Origin of the sequence: Streptomyces sp. Ncost-T10-10d, assembly GCF_900091955.1 — a bacterium.
Lineage (GTDB): Bacteria > Actinomycetota > Actinomycetes > Streptomycetales > Streptomycetaceae > Streptomyces.
The window spans coordinates 60,710-79,776 of the sequence record NZ_FMDF01000143.1 but is presented as its reverse complement, the minus strand read 5'-3'; the positions used below and the strand labels follow the sequence as shown (position 1 = coordinate 79,776).

The window sequence follows — 19,067 nt, the reverse complement described above, 5'->3', positions numbered from 1 at the left end:
GTCGCCCGCGCTCCGGGCCGCGGCTCCCGCTGCCGACGCGACTGCGGACGACCCCGCCCCGGGCATGCGTCGCGGCTACCGCGCCGTCTTCGCCGTCCGGGAGTTCCGGGCCGTCTTTGCCGCGCATCTGCTCTCCCTCCTCGGCGTAGTCGTCAGCGAGCTCGCCCTCACCGTCCTCGTCTACGACCTCACCGGCTCACCCCTGCTCAGCGCCCTCACCTTCGCGCTCGGCTTCCTGCCGTACCTCGTCGGCGGCACGCTCTTCGCCGGGGTCGCCGACCGCTACCCGGCCCGCCGGGTCCTCGTCACCTGCGATCTGGTCTGTGCGGGCTGCGTCGCCGTCATGGTGCTGCCCGGCACCCCGGTCGGCGGCCTCCTCGCGCTGCGCTGTCTCGTCGCCTCCGTGTCGCCCGTCTTCACCGGGACGCGGATGGCCGCGCTCACCGACATCCTCGGCGAGGGCGACCTCTACGTACTGGGCCGCTCGCTGCTGCGGATCGTCTCGCAGAGCGCGCTGCTGACCGGCTTCGGTGTCGGCGGTGTGCTGCTTGCCGCGCTGTCCGCGCGCGGAGCGATCACCATCACCGTCGGGACGTTCCTCTGCTCGGCGGCCCTGCTCCGCTTCGGCACCCGCGACCGGCCCGCCAGGACCGGCGGTGACCGCGGCGGCGCGCTGCTCAAGGATTCACTGGCCGGGGCCCGCATCGTCCTCGCCGACCGCAGAATCCGCGCGCTGATGCTGCTGTTCTGGGTACCCGCCCTGTTCGTCGTCGCACCGGAGGCGCTCGCCGCCCCGTACGCGGACGAGATCGGCCTCGGCCCGGCCGCCCTCGGGCTGCTGATGTGCGCGATGCCGGTCGGGCACATCGCCGCCGAGTTGTACGCGGGCACTGTGCTGACCCCGCGCGTCCGCTCCCGGATCGTGCTGCCGGTCGCCGCCGCCGGGCTGCTGCCGTTCCTGCTGTACGGGATCCGCCCGGGCATGGTCCCGACCCTGGTGGCGCTTGCGCTGGCCGGGATGGGGGCGGCGTACATCATCGGCCTCGACCAGTGGTTCGTCGATGCCGTCCCGGAGGAGCTGCGGGGCCGGGCCATGACCCTGCTCACCGCCGGGCTGATGACGGTCCAGGGCATCGGCATGGCGCTGGCCGGGCTGGCCGCCGAATTCGTCCCCGTGCACCTGGTGGTCGCGGGGTCCGGGGCGATCGGTACGGTGTGCACGCTCCTGCTGGTCCGCGAGGTCAGGGCGACAGCGACCGCGAGCGGTCCTCGGACCGAAGGGCGAGACGGGGCTGACCGGCATATGACCAGTGGGTAAGGTCGACGGCGTGCCGAAGCCGCTCAGTCTCCCCTTCGATCCCATCGCCCGCGCCGACGAACTCTGGCAGCAGCGCTGGGGACCGGTGCCCTCGATGGGGGCGATCACCTCGATCATGCGCGCGCAGCAGATCCTGCTCGCCGAGGTCGACGCGGTCGTCAAACCGTACGGCCTGACCTTCGCGCGGTACGAGGCTCTGGTGCTGCTCACCTTCTCCAAGGCCGGTGAGCTGCCGATGTCCAAGATCGGTGAGCGGCTCATGGTCCACCCCACCTCCGTCACGAACACGGTGGACCGGCTGGTGCGCTCGGGTCTGGTCGCCAAGCGCCCCAACCCGAACGACGGCCGCGGGACCCTCGCCTCCATCACCGACAAGGGCCGCGAGGTCGTCGAGGCGGCAACCGAGGACCTGGTCGACATGGAGTTCGGGCTAGGGGTGTACGACGCCGAGGAGTGCGCGGAGATCTTCGCCATGCTGCGGCCGCTGCGCATCGCGGCCCAGGACTTCGAGGAGTCGTAGGAACAGGCGCAGGACGACATTCCGAGGGCCCGGCCCGCTGCAAGATCGCCCCGGGCGTCCGGTTACGCTCGATGCCATGAAACGCAGTGTGCTGACCCGGTACCGGGTGATGGCCTACGTCACCGCAGTCATGTTGCTGGTGCTCTGCACCTGCATGGTCTTCAAGTACGGCTTCGACATGGGCAAGGACCTGACGCTCGTCGTCTCCCAGATCCATGGCGTGCTCTACATCATCTACCTGATCTTCGCCTTCGACCTGGGCTCCAAGGCGAAGTGGCCGGTGGGCAAGCTGCTCTGGGTGCTGATCTCCGGCACCATCCCGACGGCCGCGTTCTTCGTCGAGCGCAAGGTCGTCCGCGAGGTCGAGCCGCTGGTCGCCGACGGCTCTCCGGTGGCTGTCAAGGCCTGAGGCCGCCGGGCGGACGTCCTGCCCCACAGCTTCCTTCCGAACCGCCCCGTGCAAAGCACCGGGCGGTTTGCCATCGACATTTACTAGGACGTCCTAGTAAATTCGATGGTATGGACGCTGACGCGATCGAGGAAGGCCGCCGCCGCTGGCAGGCCCGTTACGACAAGGCCCGCAAGCGTGACGCGGACTTCACTACACTCTCCGGGGATCCCGTGGAACCCGCGTACGGCCCCCGCCCCGGGGACTCGTACGAGGGATTCGAGCGGATCGGCTGGCCCGGCGAGTACCCCTTCACCCGGGGGCTCTACCCGACCGGCTACCGCGGCCGGACCTGGACCATCCGCCAGTTCGCCGGCTTCGGCAACGCCGAGCAGACCAACGAGCGCTACAAGATGATCCTCGCCGCGGGCGGTGGCGGGCTCAGCGTCGCCTTCGACATGCCGACACTGATGGGCCGCGACTCCGACGACCCCCGCTCGCTCGGCGAGGTCGGGCACTGCGGCGTGGCCATCGACTCCGCCGCCGACATGGAGATCCTCTTCAAGGACATCCCGCTCGGCGACGTCACGACGTCCATGACGATCAGCGGACCCGCCGTCCCCGTCTTCTGCATGTATCTGGTCGCCGCCGAGCGTCAGGGCGTCGACCCGGGCGTACTCAACGGCACACTCCAGACCGACATCTTCAAGGAGTACATCGCGCAGAAGGAGTGGCTCTTCCAGCCCGAGCCCCATCTGCGCCTCATCGGCGACCTGATGGAGCACTGCGCCCGCGACATCCCCGCCTACAAGCCGCTCTCCGTCTCCGGGTACCACATCCGCGAGGCCGGGGCGACGGCCGCGCAGGAGCTCGCGTACACCCTCGCCGACGGCTTCGGTTACGTGGAGCTCGGCCTCTCCCGCAGGCTGGACGTCGACACCTTCGCGCCCGGTCTCTCCTTCTTCTTCGACGCGCACCTCGACTTCTTCGAGGAGATCGCCAAGTTCCGCGCGGCCCGCCGCATCTGGGCCCGCTGGATGAAGGAGACGTACGGCGCCAGGACCGACAAGGCGCAGTGGCTCCGCTTCCACACCCAGACCGCCGGTGTCTCGCTCACCGCCCAGCAGCCGTACAACAACGTCGTACGGACGGCGGTCGAGGCGCTCTCCGCGGTCCTCGGCGGCACCAACTCGCTGCACACCAACGCCCTCGACGAGACCCTCGCGCTCCCCTCCGCGCAGGCCGCCGAAATCGCGCTGCGCACCCAGCAGGTGCTGATGGAGGAGACCGGCGTCGCCAATGTGGCCGACCCGCTGGGCGGTTCCTGGTACGTCGAGCAGCTCACCGACCGGATCGAGGCCGACGCCGAGAAGATCTTCGATCAGATCAAGGAGCGCGGCGCCCGGGCCCACCCGGACGGGCAGCACCCCATCGGGCCCATCACCTCCGGCATCCTGCGCGGTATCGAGGACGGCTGGTTCACCGGCGAGATCGCCGAGTCCGCCTTCCGGTACCAGCAGTCGCTGGAGAAGGGCGACAAGCGCGTCGTCGGCGTCAACGTCCACCATGGCTCGGTCACCGGCGACCTGGAGATCCTGCGGGTCAGCCACGAGGTCGAGCGCGAGCAGGTCCGGGTGCTCGGCAGCCGCAAGGACGCCCGCGACGACGCCCGGGTCAAGTCGGCGCTGGACGCGATGCTGGCCGCCGCCCGCGACGGCTCCAACATGATCGTGCCGATGCTCGATGCGGTACGGGCCGAGGCGACGCTCGGCGAGATCTGCGGAGTTCTGCGCGACGAGTGGGGCACCTACACGGAGCCGCCCGGTTTCTGACGGGCAGTCGGCAGTCCTGCTCGACAGCTGTGTTCGGCGGCGGCCTCCGTTACGCGGAGGCCGCCGCCCCCAGACCCGCGAGCAGCAGTACGGTGAAGCGCCGGGCCCAGTCCTCGTCGACGGGCTCGGCGCTCACCAGGGCCCGGTGCACGACCGCGCCGGCGATCACATCGAAGATCAGATCGGCGGTCGTCGCCGCCACGGCCTCGTCCTGCTCGACGGGCAACTCCCCGCGCTCCTGGGCCCGTTGGCGACCCTGGAGCACCAGCCGCTTCTGCCGGTCCACGATCGAGTCGCGGATCCGGGTCCGCAGCGCCTCGTCGCGGGTCGACTCCGCGACCACCGCCATCAGCGCCGTCTGAGTCTCCGGCCGCTCCAGCAGCGCGGCGAACTGCAGCACCATCGCCTGCATGTCGGCCGACAGACTGCCCAGATCGGGCAGTTCCAGCTCGTCGAACAGGACCGCGACGGCGTCCACGACCAGCTCGTTCTTGCCCGCCCACCGCCGGTACAGGGTCGTCTTGGCGACCCCGGCCCGCGTCGCCACGTCGCCCATCGTCAGCTTCGACCAGCCGAGGTCGACCAGAGAGGCTCTGGTCGCCTCCAGGATCGCTTCATCGGCCGCGGCGCTGCGCGGACGTCCCGTTCGAAGGGGTTTGGGGCGGCTGTGGCTCAGCATGCCGCGACCATACCGGTCAGTAAGTAGAACCGGCCGGTCGCGTTCACCGTGAGACAGATCACCGAACGCGCTTGTGCACGAGGGGTGCCGGGAAGTTACGCTACGGGTCGTAGCGTAAAGGCGATGGTCATGCCGTCGTGACGCCACGACCGAACGACAGCCACAGGCACCGGGTGGGGACCCGGCGCCGAAACGGGTCTTTCAGGGGCCCTCGGGCCGTGTCTGTCCGTGCACCCCGCACACCGGCGGGGGCCACGGCCGGGTGCGGTTTCCGTCTCGCTTTCCGTATCGGCGCGCCAAGGGGGGAGGATGTACGTATGCAGCCTAGGAACATGTCCATGAGCGGCGTCGTCGACCTCGCCGCGGTGAAGGCGGCCGGCGAGGCCAAGGTGAAGGCGGAGCAGGCCCGTGCCGAGGCCGCCCGGCAGGGTGGTGGCGGTGCCGTGCCGCCGTCCGCCCTGGTGATCGATGTCGATGAGGCGGGCTTCGAGAACGACGTCCTCCAGCGCTCCGCCGAGGTCCCGGTCGTCATCGACTTCTGGGCCGAGTGGTGCGAGCCGTGCAAGCAGCTGGGGCCGCTCCTGGAGCGCCTGGCCCATGAGTACAACGGCCGCTTCGTGCTGGCCAAGGTCGATGTCGACGCCAATCAGATGCTGATGCAGCAGTTCGGTATCCAGGGCATCCCGGCGGTCTTCGCCGTCGTCGCCGGGCAGGCCCTCCCGCTCTTCCAGGGCGCGGCTCCCGAGGCCCAGATCCGGCAGACGCTCGACCAGTTGATCCAGGTCGGCGAGGAACGGTTCGGGCTCACCGGAATCGTGGTCGACCAGGACGCGGCGGCCGCCGAGGGGGTCGGCGAGGCTCCTGTCGAGGAACCCGCCGGGCCGTACGACGCCCTGCTCGAAGCGGCCGTACAGGCCCTGGATGCCAGCGACTTCGCCGGTGCCGTCCGGGCGTACAAGAACGTCCTGTCCGAGGACCCGGCCAACACGGAGGCCAAGCTCGGTCTCGCCCAGGCCGAACTGCTCGCCCGGGTCAAGGACATGGACCCGCAGCAGGTCCGCAAGGACGCGGCGGAGAACCCGGCCGATGTCACGGCGCAGCTCGCGGCCGCCGATCTGGATCTGGTCGGCGGTCATGTCGAGGACGCCTTCGGGCGGCTCGTCGAGACGGTGCGCCGTACTTTCGGCGACGACCGGGACACGGCGCGGCTGCGGCTGCTGGAGCTGTTCGAGGTGATCGGCCCCGACGATCCGCGGGTCGGCGCCGCGCGTACGGCGCTGGCGCGGGTCTTGTTCTGATGTGACAACGCGGCCGTGGCACCCCCGGGGTGTCGCGGCCGTTTTCGCGATCGGGCGATAAGAGGCGGCCCCGCTTTGCCAAATCTTGACAAAGGTACGGCCTGTTACTCGCAGTAAATCGCCCCCCAGGATCTGTCCGCATAAAGGGCCCGATTTTCCCTTTCGTCCTTCCGTTCGACGCCACCCTGTGTGGCCGGGTGGTGCCACCCGGTCGCGCATCGGTTATCGGGCCGTTACTAGCGAGTAACGAACCCCCTTGTGCCGCGGGCGGGAATGCACCACGATCGGCCAGGCTCGGTCCAATAACGCCAGCCCGGCGGCCAGTCGGCGCGGCGGCCCTGTTGGGTCCCCACCGAGTGGGTCGGCGGCAGTGGCGCCGACTCCGGACAGGGGGGTTCCTGCCGTCCGGCGGGGCCTGTCCGAACAGGTTGCGCGAATGCGTGGCCAGTGGTTGTCGCTCGGGGGTGATCGCCGGTGATTCGGACGCGGTTCCTGCCTCCGTACGCGGGCGCTCTCCTTTCCGAGGACGTAGCACTTCTCCCATCCCAGCACGGGCCCTCGCCCGTACCGGAGATGTACGTCCGAGAAGGAGGAAAATTTATGAGTTCCCAGGTTCGTGGTGGCACCAGATGGAAGCGTTTCGCTCTGGTCATGGTGCCGAGCGTCGTCGCGACCGCCGCAGTGGGTGTCGGTCTCGCGCAGGGCGCCCTCGCGGCGTCGTTCAGCGTGTCCGGCCAGAGTTTCAAGGTGCATGCCGACAAGCTTGTCGGCCACAACTTCGTCCAGTACGGCTCCGTTGCCACCGGTATGGACCCCAAGGGCGAGAACGGGGCTCACGCCGTTGCCGTGTCCGGCTTCAGCGATGCCACGATCACCAACATGTGTCAGTCGGTGGTCACTCCGAACCTTCCGTTCGGTCTCGGCACCGTCACGCTGCAGCTGAACGCGGGTACGAACCCGAAGAAGCCGGTCAGGGCGACCAATCTGTACCTGGACGTCGCCGAGCTCGACACCGACGCGTACTTCGAGAACATCGACATCGGTGTCGCCGCGGGAGACATGGGCAAGCCTGGCATCCAGGCCGGTACCAAGGGGCCCGTCAACCCGAACGGCTTCGCGCAGCGCGCCGAGACGGCCGTGCTGAAGGACGTGAAGCAGAGGGCGTGGGCGACCACCGCGGGCACCTTCAGGCTCAGCAACCTGAGCCTGCGGCTGCACAGCGGCGTCAAGGAGTGCTACTAGCACTCGCCCGGGTGGCCGGAGCGCCCCCAAGGGTCTCCGGCCGCCCATCTTTTCACTTCTCACCGCAGTACCGGTTGCAGGGAGCTGTTTTCCATGAGCCCCGAGTCCACAGGGCAGAACGAGCACTACCTCCGCGTCTTCCGGCGGGGATTCCGCACCTGGCGGGGTAACCGGCCGTTCTGGGCGGGCCTGTTCACCATGGTGGGTGGTCTACCCATCGCGTACTTCCCGTACGCCAATATGCACCTCGGCAACATCACGCTGGCGATGTCCACGACCGCCGGTGCGGGATCGCTGATCATCGGGGTCCTGCTGATCACGCTGGGCCTCACGATGTGGTTCCACCACATCGTGAGAGTGTTCGCGGGAGTCGCCGCGATCCTGCTGGCGTTGATCTCCATACCGGTCGCCAACATCGGCGGATTCCTGATCGGTTTCCTGTTCTCCCTGCTCGGTGGGGCGCTCTCCATCTCCTGGGCCCCGGGCGAGCCGAAGCCCGACGCCGTGGACGCGGGTGCCCTGGACCAGACATACAAGGACGCCGGTCCTGGTACGCAGGAGCCCGAACCCGAGTTCCAGAGCACGGCAACGGTGCCCCAGCAGCAGCCGGAGCAGTACGACACGACAGTCGAGGCCGACGGCGGGAGGCATCGTGCGGGGTGACGAGACGCAGCTGAACTCGACCGGGGAGGACCTCCGGACGAGAAGCGGACCGCGCCACGCGGCCCCCAGGAAGTCGTTGCTGACGAAGCTGCACATACCCGCGGGCAAGGCCTTCGCGCTCGCCGCGATGCCGACGGCCGTCTTCGTGGGCATGGGGCTCACGCCCAAGCTGGCCCTGGCCGACGACAGTTCGGACATTCCCTTCGCGCCCGGCCCCTGCGTGACGCGCTCCGATGAGCCGAGCGAGTCGCCGTCCCCGTCCGCATCGGAGACCAAGTCCCCGTCCCCGTCCGCCACCGATTCCGGTGACAAGGGCGACACGGCCGCACCGAAGCCCTCGACGACTCCGTCCGCGAGCGACGCGGCGAAGCCGGAGGCGAAGGCCGCCGACGCACCCGCCGCCGCTGCGCCGAGCGCCTCGCCCACCCCCACGAAGTCGACGAATCCGCTCGACCCGCTGGGCGTCGGCGACGCACTCAAGGACCTCTTCGGCGGACCGGACAAGGAGACGGCGAGCCCGTCCCCGAGCGCGAGCACCGCGTCCCCCGAGCCGTCGCAGAGCGCCACGACCGAGCCCGCGGAGAAGCCCGTGGAGAAGGCCACGGACGCCGCGAAGGAGACGGCCGACAAGACCGCCGCCGCCATCCGCGAAGCCGCCGGCAAGGCCGGCAAGTCGGTGAAGGAGCTCGACGACAGCGCCAAGGGACTCGACGCCAAGAAGGACGAGGACATCCCGGACGGCGCCAAGGAGCGCTTCCCGTGTCCGACGGCCGACCCCGAGGCACTGGCCGCGGCCGACCTCGAAACGGGTGTCCCGCTGCTCCCCACCGACCCGTGGATCCTGGACAGTTCGCTGCTCACCCTCAACGGGCTCGACTACAAGGGCATCGTCGAGGTGAAGACGCAGGACGGCACCATCAAGAAGGTGCTGAAGTTCACCGCGAGCTCCATCGACATCAAGGACCTCCACCAGCTGACGGTCGGCCCGAACGGCACCACGGGGCATGTCCAGGCGCGCAAGGGCTCCACGTCCACCATCCGCAACGGCACGGTGACGATGTACACGGAGGAGCTGAAGGGCAATCTCTTCGGCCTCATCCCGGTCACGTTCAGCCCGCAGACACCGCCGCCGCTGAACGTACCCTTCGCCTTCTTCACCAAGGTCAAGGTGACCCAGGCAGGGCAGTTCGGCGGCTCGCTCACGGTGCCCGGACTGCACAACTACTTCACCGGCGGCAACAGCTAGCCGACACCGACCTGTTCGGGAGCCGCACAAGTGACTGTGGCCCGCAGTCCCGTAGTTCGGGGGTGCGGGCCACAGCCATGTCCTCACATTTCTGTGGTGGGTTCGTCGCACTCGTGGAAGATGTACTGGTCGATGTCCACGTAGGCGCGAGCGGTGGCGAGCCACGCCACGAGCCCAGCGCTGAGGACTATCCCCTTCGACATCTCATCGTCGAGATCCTCGACGCTCTGGACCAGGACCAGAGACACCTCCGCGTCGCCGCTGCCGGCGAGCGCGCCCAGCGCCCGGGCGAATCGCTCGCCCCAGCTGAGCACGATCGGTTCCAGGTCCTCCGGGCGGGCTCCCGGTTCGGGCGCCATGGCGTGCCGCTTCCAGCCGGTGTGACCATAAGGCCGCGCCTGAAGGTGCTTACGGCTGCCCAGGGCGTACGACTCGTCGGCGCACACCCCGAGGCGGAGTTTGTTCGTCCTGAGCTTGGCCTGCCGGTCTTGCCGTGCCGGTCGCGGGCCCCAAGGCTGATCCGGAGTATGCGTTCGAAGAGGTTCTCCGGGCGGTTGCCGGGGCCGGGGCTGCGGATATCAAGCCCGCGAGTAGGGCTGCCGCAGGCCAGGGCCGTACTGGCCGTTCCCCTCCGCAGGGCGCACCAGCGGCGCCCTCGCCCGGGCAGTCGGCGGAGGGGCCAAGCTGATCGGCAGAGAAGCGTTCGCATCGGTGGGAGGTGAGCTTCGGGTGAGTGGTCTGTTCGATGATCTCGACCGGCTGGACCTGGGCGCGCACGCGCGCCGTTGGTCCGCATTGGAGATTCGGGCGGCCGAAGGCGAGGTCAGCCAGTGGATGGCGGCTGCCCAGCAATTCGCCGCGCGGCTGCAGGCGGACGGCGTGGGGATGTCGGACGAGCAGTGGCGGGCGGCCTCGCGGGCGTGGGCGGCGCTGCTCGCGGCAGCTGAGCGCTCGACGGGCGAGCAGAGCAACGAGTGGCTGATACGAGACCTGTGGCTGAGGGCCTCCCTGCTGAAATCGGTGGGCCCGCGGCTGGATGTGCCGCTGCTCGATGAGGGGCCCGTGCTCGAACGGGCGCTGAATGCGATGCCCATGACCTCGAAGGCTGCCGCCGAGCTCGCCCCGGGCTGGAGAGAGCTGGAGCGTGAGCAGATCCTTGAGCTGCGCACGACCCGGCGGCTGCTCGCCCCGGCCAGGCTGGTCGAGTCGCTGTTCGTGGACCATCCGCGCCGCGGTGAGTACGAGGCGTGGCGGGAGTTGGCCGAACGGCTGCCCTGACACATGACGGTGCTCCGTCTTCGTGGGAGGACGGAGCACTGTCATGTCCGGGTGAAGGCCACGAACGCGTCAGTCGCGCGCCCCGCCCCCCACATGGTGCACCCGCACCATGTTCGTCGTGCCCGGGATGCCGGGAGGCGAGCCGGCGGTGATGACCATCGTGTCGCCCGCGTTGTAGCGGTCCAGCTTCAGGAGTTCCCCGTCGACCAGGTCCACCATGGCGTCGGTGTTGTCCACGTGCGGTACGACGTGGGCCTCGACGCCCCAGCTCAGGGCGAGCTGGTTGCGGGTGGACTCGTCCGTGGTGAAGGCCAGGATGGGCTGCGCCGCGCGGTAGCGGGAGAGGCGGCGGGCCGTGTCACCGGACTTGGTGAAGGCGACCAGCGCCTTGCCGTTCAGGAAGTCCGCGATCTCGCAGGCCGCGCGGGCCACCGAGCCGCCCTGGGTGCGGGGCTTCTTGCCCGGCACCAGCGGCTGGAGGCCCTTGGAGAGCAGCTCCTCCTCGGCGGCGACGACGATCTTCGACATCGTCTTGACCGTCTCGATCGGGTACGCGCCCACGCTGGACTCGGCCGACAGCATGACCGCGTCCGCACCGTCCAGGATCGCGTTGGCGACGTCGGACGCCTCGGCACGGGTCGGCCGCGAGTTGGTGATCATCGACTCCATCATCTGGGTCGCCACGATCACCGGCTTGGCGTTCCGTCGGCAGAGCTCCACCAGGCGCTTCTGCACCATCGGGACCTTCTCCAGGGGGTACTCGACGGCCAGGTCGCCACGGGCGACCATCACACCGTCGAACGCCATGACGACGCCCTCCATGTGCTCGACGGCCTGTGGCTTCTCGACCTTGGCGATGACGGGGACCCGGCGGCCCTCCTCGTCCATCACCTTGTGGACGTCCTTGACGTCATTGGCGTCCCGTACGAAGGAAAGCGCCACCAGGTCGCAGCCCATCCGCAGGGCGAACCGCAGGTCCTCGACGTCCTTCTCGGACAGGGCCGGGACGTTGACCGCCGCGCCGGGCAGGTTGATGCCCTTGTGGTCGGAGATGACACCGCCCTCGATCACGATGGTCCTGACCCTGGGGCCCTCGACCGCGACGACCTTCAGCTCGACGTTGCCGTCGTTGATCAGGATCGGGTCGCCCTTGGCGACGTCGCCGGGCAGGCCCTTGTAGGTCGTGCCGCAGATCGACCTGTCACCGGGGACGTCCTCCGCGGTGATGGTGAACTCGTCCCCGCGGACCAGCTCGACGGGGCCCTCGGCGAACTTCGCCAGGCGGATCTTCGGGCCCTGGAGGTCGGCGAGCACACCGACCGCGCGGCCGGTCTCGGCGGCGGCCTTGCGGACCCGGTCGTAGCGACCCTGGTGCTCCTCGTGGCTGCCGTGACTGAAGTTGAAGCGGGCCACGCTCATGCCGGCCTCGATCAGAGCGACGAGCTGCTCATGGGAGTCGACGGCGGGACCGAGTGTGCAGACGATTTTGGAACGGCGCATGAGGCGGATCCTATCGGTTTGTTTCGCTGCGGAATATTCCGTCTGGTGGAAGGTACAAAGGGGCGCGGGGGTGCTCAGTTGTGGGCCTGTCCGACGAGTGCGAAGGTCTGGACGGCGATCTCCAGTTCCTCGTCCGTCGGCACCACGGCGACCGCGACCCGTGCGCAGTCCGGCGAGATCAGCCGCGGTGCGCCGGACCGTACGGCGTTCAGATCCGCGTCCACCGCCAGGCCGAACCCCTCAAGACCGGCGATCGCAGCCTCCCGTACGGGCGCCGAGTTCTCCCCGACCCCCGCCGTGAACACCACGGCATCCACCCGCCCGAGGACCGCCGAATAGGCGCCGATGTATTTCTTCAGCCGGTGCACATAGATGTCGAACGCCAGCGCCGCACGCTCGTCGCCCTCGTCGATCCGGCGCCGGATCTCCCGCATGTCGTTGTCGCCGCAGAGCCCGACCAGACCGCTCTTCTTGTTGAGCAGTACGTCGATCTCGTCCGTCGACATCCCCGCCACCCGCTTCAGGTGGAAGGTGACGGCCGGATCGATGTCGCCGGAACGCGTGCCCATCACCAGCCCCTCCAGCGGGGTCAGCCCCATCGAGGTCTCCACGCACCGGCCGCCCGCCACCGCCGACGCCGAGGCGCCGTTGCCCAGGTGCAGCACGATGACATTGACCTCCTCGGGGGTGCGCCCCAGCAGCTCGGCGGCCTTGCGGGAGACGTACGCGTGCGAGGTGCCGTGGAAGCCGTAGCGCCGGATGCGGTGCGCGTCGGCGGTCTCCACGTCGATCGCGTACCGAGCCGCGTACTCCGGCATCGTCGTGTGGAACGCCGTGTCGAAGACGGCCACCTGCGGAAGGTCCGGGCGCAGGGCCTGGGCGGTACGGATGCCGACGATGTTCGCCGGATTGTGCAGCGGGGCCACCGGGACCAGGCGCTCGATCTCCTTCAGTACCTCGTCGTCGATCACCACGGGCTCGGTGAACCGCAGCCCTCCGTGCACCACCCGGTGGCCGATCGCCGCCAGCGCGGGGGAGTCCAGGCCGAGACCGTCGGCCGCCAGTTCCTCGGCCGCCGCCTTCAGCGCGGCCTCGTGGTCGGCGATCGGGCCGATGCGCTCACGCGGCTCGGCGCCACTGCCGGCCGACGGGGTGTGCACCAGCCGGGAGGTCTCCTCGCCGATCCGCTCGACCAGTCCGGCCGCCAGCCGGGAGTGGTCGCTCATGTCCAGGAGCTGGTACTTCACCGACGAGGAGCCGGAGTTGAGAACGAGTACGCGATGCGCGGCCACGGTGGAAGAGCCTTCTGCGGTCGGGGTGCTCATGCGGGTCGCTCCTCGCTCTGCGCCTGGATCGCCGTGATGGCCACGGTATTGACGATGTCCTGGACGAGTGCGCCCCGGGACAGGTCGTTGACGGGCTTCCGCAGCCCCTGGAGCACCGGTCCGACGGCCACGGCGCCCGCCGAGCGCTGCACGGCCTTGTAGGTGTTGTTGCCGGTGTTCAGGTCCGGGAAGATCAGCACCGTCGCCTGACCCGCCACCTCGGAGCCGGGCAGCTTCGTCGCGGCGACGCTCGGCTCCACCGCGGCGTCGTACTGGATCGGACCCTCGATCCTGAGATCCGGCCGGCCCTCGCGCACTCGGTCCGTGGCCTCGCGCACCTTGTCGACATCGGCGCCCGAACCCGAGGTGCCCGTCGAGTACGACAGCATCGCGATCCGCGGCTCCACGCCGAAGCGGGCGGCGGTCGCGGCCGACTGCACCGCGATGTCCGCGAGCTGCTCCGCGTCCGGGTCCGGGTTGACCGCGCAGTCGCCGTACACCAGGACCTTGTCGGCGAGGCACATGAAGAAGACGGAGGAGACGATCGAGGCGTCCGGCTTGGTCTTGATGATCTCGAACGCGGGGCGGATCGTCGCCGCGGTGGAGTGCACGGCCCCGGAGACCATGCCGTCCGCGAGCCCCTCCTGGACCATCAGGGTACCGAAGTAGTTCACGTCCGCGACGACGTCGTACGCCAGCTCCACCGTGACCCCGCGGTGGGCGCGCACCTGTGCGTACCGCTCGGCGAACGCCTGGCGCAGCTGTGAGCTCTGCGGGTCGATGAGCTGCGTACCGGCGAGATCGATGCCGAGGTCGGCGGCCTTCTTGCGGATGACGTCGGCGTCGCCGAGGAGCGTGAGGTCGCAGACATCGCGGCGCAGCAGTACGTCCGCGGCGCGCAGCACCCGCTCCTCGGCGCCCTCCGGCAGGACGACCCGGCGCCGGTCGGCGCGGGCCTGCTCCAGCAGCTCGTGCTCGAACATCATCGGGGTGACGCGGCCGCTGCGGGCCACCGAGATCCGGTCCAGCAGGGCGCCGGTGTCCACATGGCGCTCGAAGAGGCCCAGTGCGGTCTCCGCCTTGCGGGGCGTCGCCGCGTTCAACTTGCCCTCCAGTGCGAAGAGTTCCCCGGCGGTGGGGAAGGAGCCGCCGGCCACGGAGACGACCGGGGTACCCGGTGCGAGTCTCGCGGCCAGCCTGAGTATCTCCTCGCCGGGGCGTTCGTTCAGGGTCAGCAGCACACCCGCGATGGGCGGTGTCCCGGCGCTGTGCGCGGCCAGCGAGCCGACCACCAGATCCGCCCGGTCCCCGGGCGTGACCACCAGACAGCCCGGCGTCAGCGCCTTCAGCATGTTCGGCAGCATCGCACCGCCGAAGACGAAGTCCAGTGCGTCCCTGGCCAGCCCGGAGTCGTCGCCGAGCAGCACCGTGCCGCCGAGCGCCGCGGTGATCTGGGCGACGGTCGGCGCGGAGAGCGCCGCATCGTCCGGCAGGACGGAACAGGGGACGGGCAGCCGGGCCGCCAGCCGTTCCGCGATGACATCGCGGTCCTCGGCCGCCACCCGGTTCACGATCATCGCGAGGACGTCGCAGCCCAGGCCGGTGTACGCCCGGTAGGCATTGTGGGTCTCGGCCCGTACGGACTCCGCCGGCTGGCCCTTCCCGCCGACCACGGCGATGACCGAGGCGTCGAACTCGTTGGCGAGCCGGGCATTGAGCGCCAGCTCGTCGGGGAGCTGGGTGGCGGCGAAGTCGGTGCCGAGGACCAGCACCACCTCGTACTTCTGGGCCACCTGATGGAAGCGTTCCACGAGCCGGGAGACAAGTTCGTCCGTGCCCTGCTCCGCCTGGAGCGCGGATGCCTCGTGATAGTCCAGCCCGTAGACCGACGCGGCATCCTGGGAAAGCCGGTAGCGGGCCCGCAGCAGCTCGAACAGCCGGTCGGGTCCGTCGTGGACGAGCGGCCGGAACACCCCGACCCGGTCCACCTGACGCGTCAGGAGCTCCATGACTCCCAGATCGACGACCTGGCGGCCGTCTCCCCGGTCGATCCCGGTCACGTACACGCTGCGCGTCACGCGTGCTCTCCCGTCCATTTTTGCGGTTTGGGATGGTATTTGCCATGTTGACGATACCTGCGGGGGTCAAGACGCCGCCCGCCGGGCGATAGACCCTCCGCGAGGGGTCGTAGGACCCCCGCCCGTCCCGCCGGACCGTCGCCCGATCCACCGCTGCGTCCGGCGGAAAACCCGTGCGGGAATCCCCCGGAGCGGCCGAGAGCGCGAGGTCCAGACCTGACGTGGGACAATCGTTGTGGCTCACGGTACGGGGGATTCTGTAGTCGCCCCCGAAATGCACGGCACTAGCGAGCAGGAGATACAGCACGATGCGCATCGGAGTTCTCACCGCAGGCGGCGATTGCCCAGGCCTGAACGCAGTGATCCGGTCGGTCGTCCACCGTGCCGTGGTGGGTCACGGCGATGAAGTCATCGGCTTCGAGGACGGGTTCAAGGGACTCCTCGACGGTCACTTCCGCCCCCTCGATCTCAACGCGGTCAGCGGCATCCTCGCTCATGGCGGCACCATTCTCGGCTCGGCCCGGCTGGAGCGCGACCGGCTGCGCGAGGCCGCCGAGAACTGCGCCGAGCTGAGCCGCCGTTACGGCATGGACGCCCTCATCCCGATCGGCGGCGAAGGCACCCTCACCGCCGCGCGGATGCTGTCGGACGCCGGAATGCCCGTCGTCGGCGTCCCCAAGACCATCGACAACGACATCTCCGCCACCGACCGCACCTTCGGCTTCGACACCGCGGTGGGCGTCGCCACCGAGGCCATAGACCGCCTCAAGACCACCGCCGAATCGCACCAGCGGGTCATGGTCGTCGAGGTGATGGGCCGCCACGCCGGCTGGATCGCGCTGGAGTCCGGAATGGCGGGCGGCGCGCACGGCATCTGTCTTCCCGAGCGCCGCTTCCAGGTCGAGGACCTGGTCAAGATGGTCGAAGAACGCTTCGCACGGGGCAAGAAATTCGCGGTCATCTGTGTCGCGGAGGGTGCGCACCCGGCAGAGGGCTCCATGCCGTACGCCAAGGGCGAGATCGATCAGTACGGCCACGAGCGTTTCCAGGGCATCGGCAACCGGCTGGCCATCGAGCTGGAGACCCGGCTCGGCAAGGAGGCCCGGCCGGTCATTCTCGGCCACGTGCAGCGCGGCGGCACGCCGACCGCGTACGACCGGGTGCTCGCCACCCGCTTCGGCTGGCACGCGGTGGAGGCCGCGCACCGGGGTGACTTCGGCCGGATGACGGCTCTGCGTGGCAACGACATCAAGATGGTTCCGCTCGCCGACGCCATCACCCAGCTCAAGACGGTACCGGCGGACCGGATGGACGAGGCCGAGTCGGTCTTCTGACCCCGGACGCGCGCGGCAGCGTCGCAAGCAGTGGCCTGCGGCCCTGACTGTCCCCCCGTGGACGGTCAGGGCCGCTTGCCGTTCCCCCGGCCGTCGGGGCCGTTCCGAAAGGTCAAGGTCAAGGCCGAGGTCAGGACCGGACGGGCCGTGGTGCCGGAATCCACTCTTGAGTCGGCGGCCCGGATCAACAAGGCTTATCCCTGTCCCGGACATGTCCCAACTCTGTCCGGGCACGGATCCCAGGGGAGGGACACAGCACATGGTGGTCGAGGGCAGGGCTCCGGATCCTCGGGAGGCGCGGAGTGCGGCCGAGTTCATCGCCCTGTTACGGGTGCTCAAGGACGAGTCCGGTCTGACGTTCCGCGAGCTGACGCTGAGGGCTGACGCGGTCGGGGACGTCCTGCCGCGCTCCACGATCGCCAACATGCTCGGGCGTACGTCGGTCCCGCGCGAAGAGCTCCTCGCCGCTTTCGTGCGGGCCTGCGGCTGCGGGCCCACGGAGATCGAGGACTGGCTCGGCGTACGCAAGGAACTCGCCGTGCACGGGCGGCGGGCCGGCGCCGGGGACGCCGGCGAGGACGAGGCCGGTACGGAGGAGGCCGGGGAGGTCCCGGGTGCGCCGACCCCGCGGTCACCCGAACCGGCCACAGAGCCGCCCGTCGGCCCGCCCCCCGCCCGTCGTCGGTCCCGGACCTTCCTGGTGACCGGCGTCTCCCTCCTGGTGCTTGCCGCCGCCGCGGTGACCGTCGCCCTCCTCGTACGCGACGAACAGCCGGGACCCGCCCCTGTCGCCGGACCCGTGGCGGGGCGGACGGTGCAGATCCGGTCCGTCCACTCCGGGCTCTGCCTCTCCGAGAAGCGGGGAACCGACAGCGGCCGGATCTACCAGGTGCCGTGCGACGAGGAGACGATCCCGGCCTTCTCCCTCAGGCCGCTGGGCGACGACGTCTGGCGGATTGTGACCGACCACCCGGACTTCGGCCTCGGCTGCACGGGTATCTGGGACGGGATGCGCGAGGCCGGAGCCTTGATGCAGGACCAGGAGTGCGGCAAGCGCGGCTCCGCGGAGGCGTTCTGGATCGAGCCCCAAGGCCATCCCGTCAAGGGCTACCGGATCCGCCCCGCCCACACCCACCTGTGCGTCGGCGCCAAGGCGGGCAGCAGCAAGCCCGACGCCGAGATGGTGCAGATGGGCTGCGACGGGGTGGACCGGGGAAGGCTGTTCTCCTTCGATCCGGTGGCCTCGGACGCGGCCGGCGGCTGAGAGCCTGTCGGGTGACCTCTGATCGGGCGGCCACGCCCTGGCACGTACGCTTCCCGCGTTACCGAAATGCCCTAGTAGCTCCGCTACGAGGGCATCCCGCCGCCTTGGAATCGCACGCACCAGACCGCGTCCGCTATCCGATCGAAGGTCACCCGACAGGCTCTGAGAACGGCACGGCCGAGTCGGAGGTCCGGTGGCTCAGACGCTGGTCCCCTGCACCCCCGCCGTCCGCCAGAACCGTTCCACGATCTGCGCCAGGAACTCCCGCCCCGCATCGCCCGTCGACCCGGCCCGCTCCGTACCCGTGCTGCTCCAGCTCAGCGTCGACACCATCAGTGCCTGGTAGTCGGCGTGCAACTGTTCCAGTACATCCTGCAGCAACCCGCGCTCCAGCGGCACCAGCTTCGCCACCGGCCGGACGTGGGCCTGCCAGCGCGTCGTCACCGCACCGCGCAACAGCTCCGCCAGATCCCCGTCCCGGCCCGACACCGTCACCATCCCGGCGGCTGTCAGCCCCAGTACCTCGCTGAGCACCGCGGACTGGCGTTCGTTGCCGCGCCAGCGCCCCGCCTCCTCCATCCGCAGATACGCGGAGGCGGTCAGCCCCAGCAGACGTGCCAGCTCGTCGACGGCCAGCTCCCGGGCCACCCGGTGCTCCCGCAGGGTGCGCGCGGCGGTCAGCAGTTCGGCCGGCGAGCACCACAACACCCCGGCCAGTGCCGTGAGTTCGTATTCGCTCGGGACGGCGAGCCCGCGCTCCCAGGCGGTCACCGTCTCGGCGCTGACACGGAGCCCGTACTGGGCTCCGAGACCATAGGCGACATGACCGGGAAGCATCCCCAGGGCCTCGCGGAGTCGACGCGCGGCGGGGGCGTTGAAGGGTGGGGAGGGGTGCACGGCCCCACCGTAGGAGTCGACACGCGGTCTGACTACGGTGTGTTCCACCGATATCACGGCTCGTAGGAACGTCCTACCAACCCCCTCCCCGCCCCGGCCCGGCTGCGGAACCGGGCAGGACGAGGGGCGGGAGCTCGGCCGTCCGCTCGCCGACTCCCGGCGAGCGGCGCCATGAATCGTTCGATGTGGTGGGGGTGCGGATGGC

The 19,067-nt window shown here is 69.7% G+C and carries 17 protein-coding genes; 11 read left to right on the top strand and 6 right to left on the bottom strand.

The genetic code is table 11. The annotated features are described in order from the left end of the window. Positions 1 to 64: 64 nt before the first annotated feature. From GA0115254_RS24595 to GA0115254_RS24580, 4 genes are all read left to right on the top strand, one after another. Positions 65 to 1,318, top strand: a complete 1,254-nt coding sequence (locus GA0115254_RS24595; protein WP_093897452.1) for an MFS transporter — start codon at positions 65 to 67, stop codon at positions 1,316 to 1,318. 10 nt (positions 1,319 to 1,328) lie between these two features. Continuing rightward, on the top strand, positions 1,329 to 1,838 hold the full coding sequence (locus GA0115254_RS24590; RefSeq protein WP_093897458.1) for a MarR family winged helix-turn-helix transcriptional regulator: 510 nt from the start codon (positions 1,329 to 1,331) through the stop codon (positions 1,836 to 1,838). 76 nt (positions 1,839 to 1,914) lie between these two features. After that, positions 1,915 to 2,247 (top strand): DUF3817 domain-containing protein, encoded by a 333-nt coding sequence (locus GA0115254_RS24585; RefSeq protein ID WP_093897451.1) that lies wholly within the window; start codon positions 1,915 to 1,917, stop codon positions 2,245 to 2,247. A gap of 110 nt (positions 2,248 to 2,357) precedes the next feature. Next, positions 2,358 to 4,058: an acyl-CoA mutase large subunit family protein gene (locus GA0115254_RS24580; protein WP_093897450.1), complete on the top strand. Its 1,701-nt coding sequence runs from the start codon at positions 2,358 to 2,360 to the stop codon at positions 4,056 to 4,058. A gap of 49 nt (positions 4,059 to 4,107) precedes the next feature. Here GA0115254_RS24580 and GA0115254_RS24575 read toward each other — a convergent pair whose 3' ends face one another. Beyond that, positions 4,108 to 4,737, bottom strand: coding sequence for a TetR/AcrR family transcriptional regulator (locus tag GA0115254_RS24575; RefSeq protein WP_093897449.1), 630 nt, complete (start codon positions 4,735 to 4,737; stop codon positions 4,108 to 4,110). A 317-nt stretch (positions 4,738 to 5,054) separates the two neighbouring features. Between GA0115254_RS24575 and GA0115254_RS24570 the strand changes: the two genes are divergently transcribed. The 4 genes from GA0115254_RS24570 (at position 5,055) to GA0115254_RS24550 (ending at position 9,186) form a co-directional block, all read left to right on the top strand. Then, positions 5,055 to 6,035, top strand: a complete 981-nt coding sequence (locus tag GA0115254_RS24570; RefSeq protein WP_176740268.1) for a tetratricopeptide repeat protein — start codon at positions 5,055 to 5,057, stop codon at positions 6,033 to 6,035. Positions 6,036 to 6,635: 600 nt separating this feature from the next. Then, positions 6,636 to 7,277 (top strand): DUF6230 family protein, encoded by a 642-nt coding sequence (locus GA0115254_RS24560; protein ID WP_093897447.1) that lies wholly within the window; start codon positions 6,636 to 6,638, stop codon positions 7,275 to 7,277. Positions 7,278 to 7,370: 93 nt separating this feature from the next. Beyond that, positions 7,371 to 7,940, top strand: coding sequence for a DUF6114 domain-containing protein (locus tag GA0115254_RS24555; protein WP_093897446.1), 570 nt, complete (start codon positions 7,371 to 7,373; stop codon positions 7,938 to 7,940). Then, a complete protein-coding gene (locus GA0115254_RS24550) occupies positions 7,930 to 9,186 on the top strand; it encodes a hypothetical protein (protein ID WP_093897445.1) in 1,257 nt (418 codons plus the stop codon). Before GA0115254_RS24555 ends, GA0115254_RS24550 begins: the two co-directional genes overlap by 11 nt. Positions 9,187 to 9,269: 83 nt before the next feature. Here GA0115254_RS24550 and GA0115254_RS24545 read toward each other — a convergent pair whose 3' ends face one another. Continuing rightward, complete coding sequence (locus GA0115254_RS24545; RefSeq protein WP_093897444.1) at positions 9,270 to 9,632, bottom strand: hypothetical protein; 363 nt, start codon at positions 9,630 to 9,632, stop codon at positions 9,270 to 9,272. A 283-nt stretch (positions 9,633 to 9,915) separates the two neighbouring features. On the opposite strand from GA0115254_RS24545, the gene GA0115254_RS24540 reads away from it, so the two are divergent. Beyond that, positions 9,916 to 10,464 carry a hypothetical protein gene (locus GA0115254_RS24540; RefSeq protein ID WP_093897443.1) on the top strand — a complete coding sequence of 183 codons (549 nt, stop codon included), beginning with the start codon at positions 9,916 to 9,918 and terminating at the stop codon, positions 10,462 to 10,464. Positions 10,465 to 10,533: 69 nt separating this feature from the next. On the opposite strand, the gene pyk is transcribed toward GA0115254_RS24540, so the two are convergent. The 3 genes from pyk to pta all read right to left on the bottom strand — a co-directional run bounded on the left by pyk (position 10,534) and on the right by pta (position 15,367). Then, positions 10,534 to 11,964, bottom strand: a complete 1,431-nt coding sequence (pyk, locus tag GA0115254_RS24535) for a pyruvate kinase (RefSeq protein WP_093897442.1) — start codon at positions 11,962 to 11,964, stop codon at positions 10,534 to 10,536. Positions 11,965 to 12,038: 74 nt separating this feature from the next. Beyond that, a complete protein-coding gene (locus tag GA0115254_RS24530) occupies positions 12,039 to 13,289 on the bottom strand; it encodes an acetate kinase (protein WP_093897441.1) in 1,251 nt (416 codons plus the stop codon). Next, positions 13,286 to 15,367 carry a phosphate acetyltransferase gene (gene pta, locus GA0115254_RS24525; protein ID WP_093897440.1) on the bottom strand — a complete coding sequence of 694 codons (2,082 nt, stop codon included), beginning with the start codon at positions 15,365 to 15,367 and terminating at the stop codon, positions 13,286 to 13,288. Before pta ends, GA0115254_RS24530 begins: the two co-directional genes overlap by 4 nt. A gap of 308 nt (positions 15,368 to 15,675) precedes the next feature. Here pta and GA0115254_RS24520 point away from each other — a divergent pair, with 308 nt between their 5' ends. Continuing rightward, positions 15,676 to 16,701: an ATP-dependent 6-phosphofructokinase gene (locus tag GA0115254_RS24520; protein WP_093897439.1), complete on the top strand. Its 1,026-nt coding sequence runs from the start codon at positions 15,676 to 15,678 to the stop codon at positions 16,699 to 16,701. A 259-nt stretch (positions 16,702 to 16,960) separates the two neighbouring features. Further along, positions 16,961 to 17,965 carry an XRE family transcriptional regulator gene (locus tag GA0115254_RS24515; RefSeq protein WP_093897438.1) on the top strand — a complete coding sequence of 335 codons (1,005 nt, stop codon included), beginning with the start codon at positions 16,961 to 16,963 and terminating at the stop codon, positions 17,963 to 17,965. Positions 17,966 to 18,163: 198 nt separating this feature from the next. Here the strand turns inward: GA0115254_RS24515 and GA0115254_RS24510 are convergent, their stop codons facing one another. Beyond that, positions 18,164 to 18,802 carry a transcriptional regulator gene (locus GA0115254_RS24510; RefSeq protein ID WP_093897437.1) on the bottom strand — a complete coding sequence of 213 codons (639 nt, stop codon included), beginning with the start codon at positions 18,800 to 18,802 and terminating at the stop codon, positions 18,164 to 18,166. Positions 18,803 to 19,067: the final 265 nt, after the last annotated feature.

What these genes read in the sequence shown, in the direction of transcription:
- GA0115254_RS24595 (WP_093897452.1), top strand. Translation starts at nt 65, where the DNA reads ATGCGTCGCGGCTACCGCGCCGTCTTCGCCGTCCGGGAGTTCCGGGCC.
- GA0115254_RS24585 (WP_093897451.1), top strand. Translation starts at nt 1,915, where the DNA reads ATGAAACGCAGTGTGCTGACCCGGTACCGGGTGATGGCCTACGTCACC.
- GA0115254_RS24580 (WP_093897450.1), top strand. Translation starts at nt 2,358, where the DNA reads ATGGACGCTGACGCGATCGAGGAAGGCCGCCGCCGCTGGCAGGCCCGT.
- GA0115254_RS24575 (WP_093897449.1), bottom strand. Translation starts at nt 4,737, where the DNA reads ATGCTGAGCCACAGCCGCCCCAAACCCCTTCGAACGGGACGTCCGCGC.
- GA0115254_RS24570 (WP_176740268.1), top strand. Translation starts at nt 5,055, where the DNA reads ATGCAGCCTAGGAACATGTCCATGAGCGGCGTCGTCGACCTCGCCGCG.
- GA0115254_RS24560 (WP_093897447.1), top strand. Translation starts at nt 6,636, where the DNA reads ATGAGTTCCCAGGTTCGTGGTGGCACCAGATGGAAGCGTTTCGCTCTG.
- GA0115254_RS24555 (WP_093897446.1), top strand. Translation starts at nt 7,371, where the DNA reads ATGAGCCCCGAGTCCACAGGGCAGAACGAGCACTACCTCCGCGTCTTC.
- pyk (WP_093897442.1), bottom strand. Translation starts at nt 11,964, where the DNA reads ATGCGCCGTTCCAAAATCGTCTGCACACTCGGTCCCGCCGTCGACTCC.
- GA0115254_RS24530 (WP_093897441.1), bottom strand. Translation starts at nt 13,289, where the DNA reads ATGAGCACCCCGACCGCAGAAGGCTCTTCCACCGTGGCCGCGCATCGC.
- GA0115254_RS24520 (WP_093897439.1), top strand. Translation starts at nt 15,676, where the DNA reads ATGCGCATCGGAGTTCTCACCGCAGGCGGCGATTGCCCAGGCCTGAAC.
- GA0115254_RS24515 (WP_093897438.1), top strand. Translation starts at nt 16,961, where the DNA reads ATGGTGGTCGAGGGCAGGGCTCCGGATCCTCGGGAGGCGCGGAGTGCG.
- GA0115254_RS24510 (WP_093897437.1), bottom strand. Translation starts at nt 18,802, where the DNA reads ATGCTTCCCGGTCATGTCGCCTATGGTCTCGGAGCCCAGTACGGGCTC.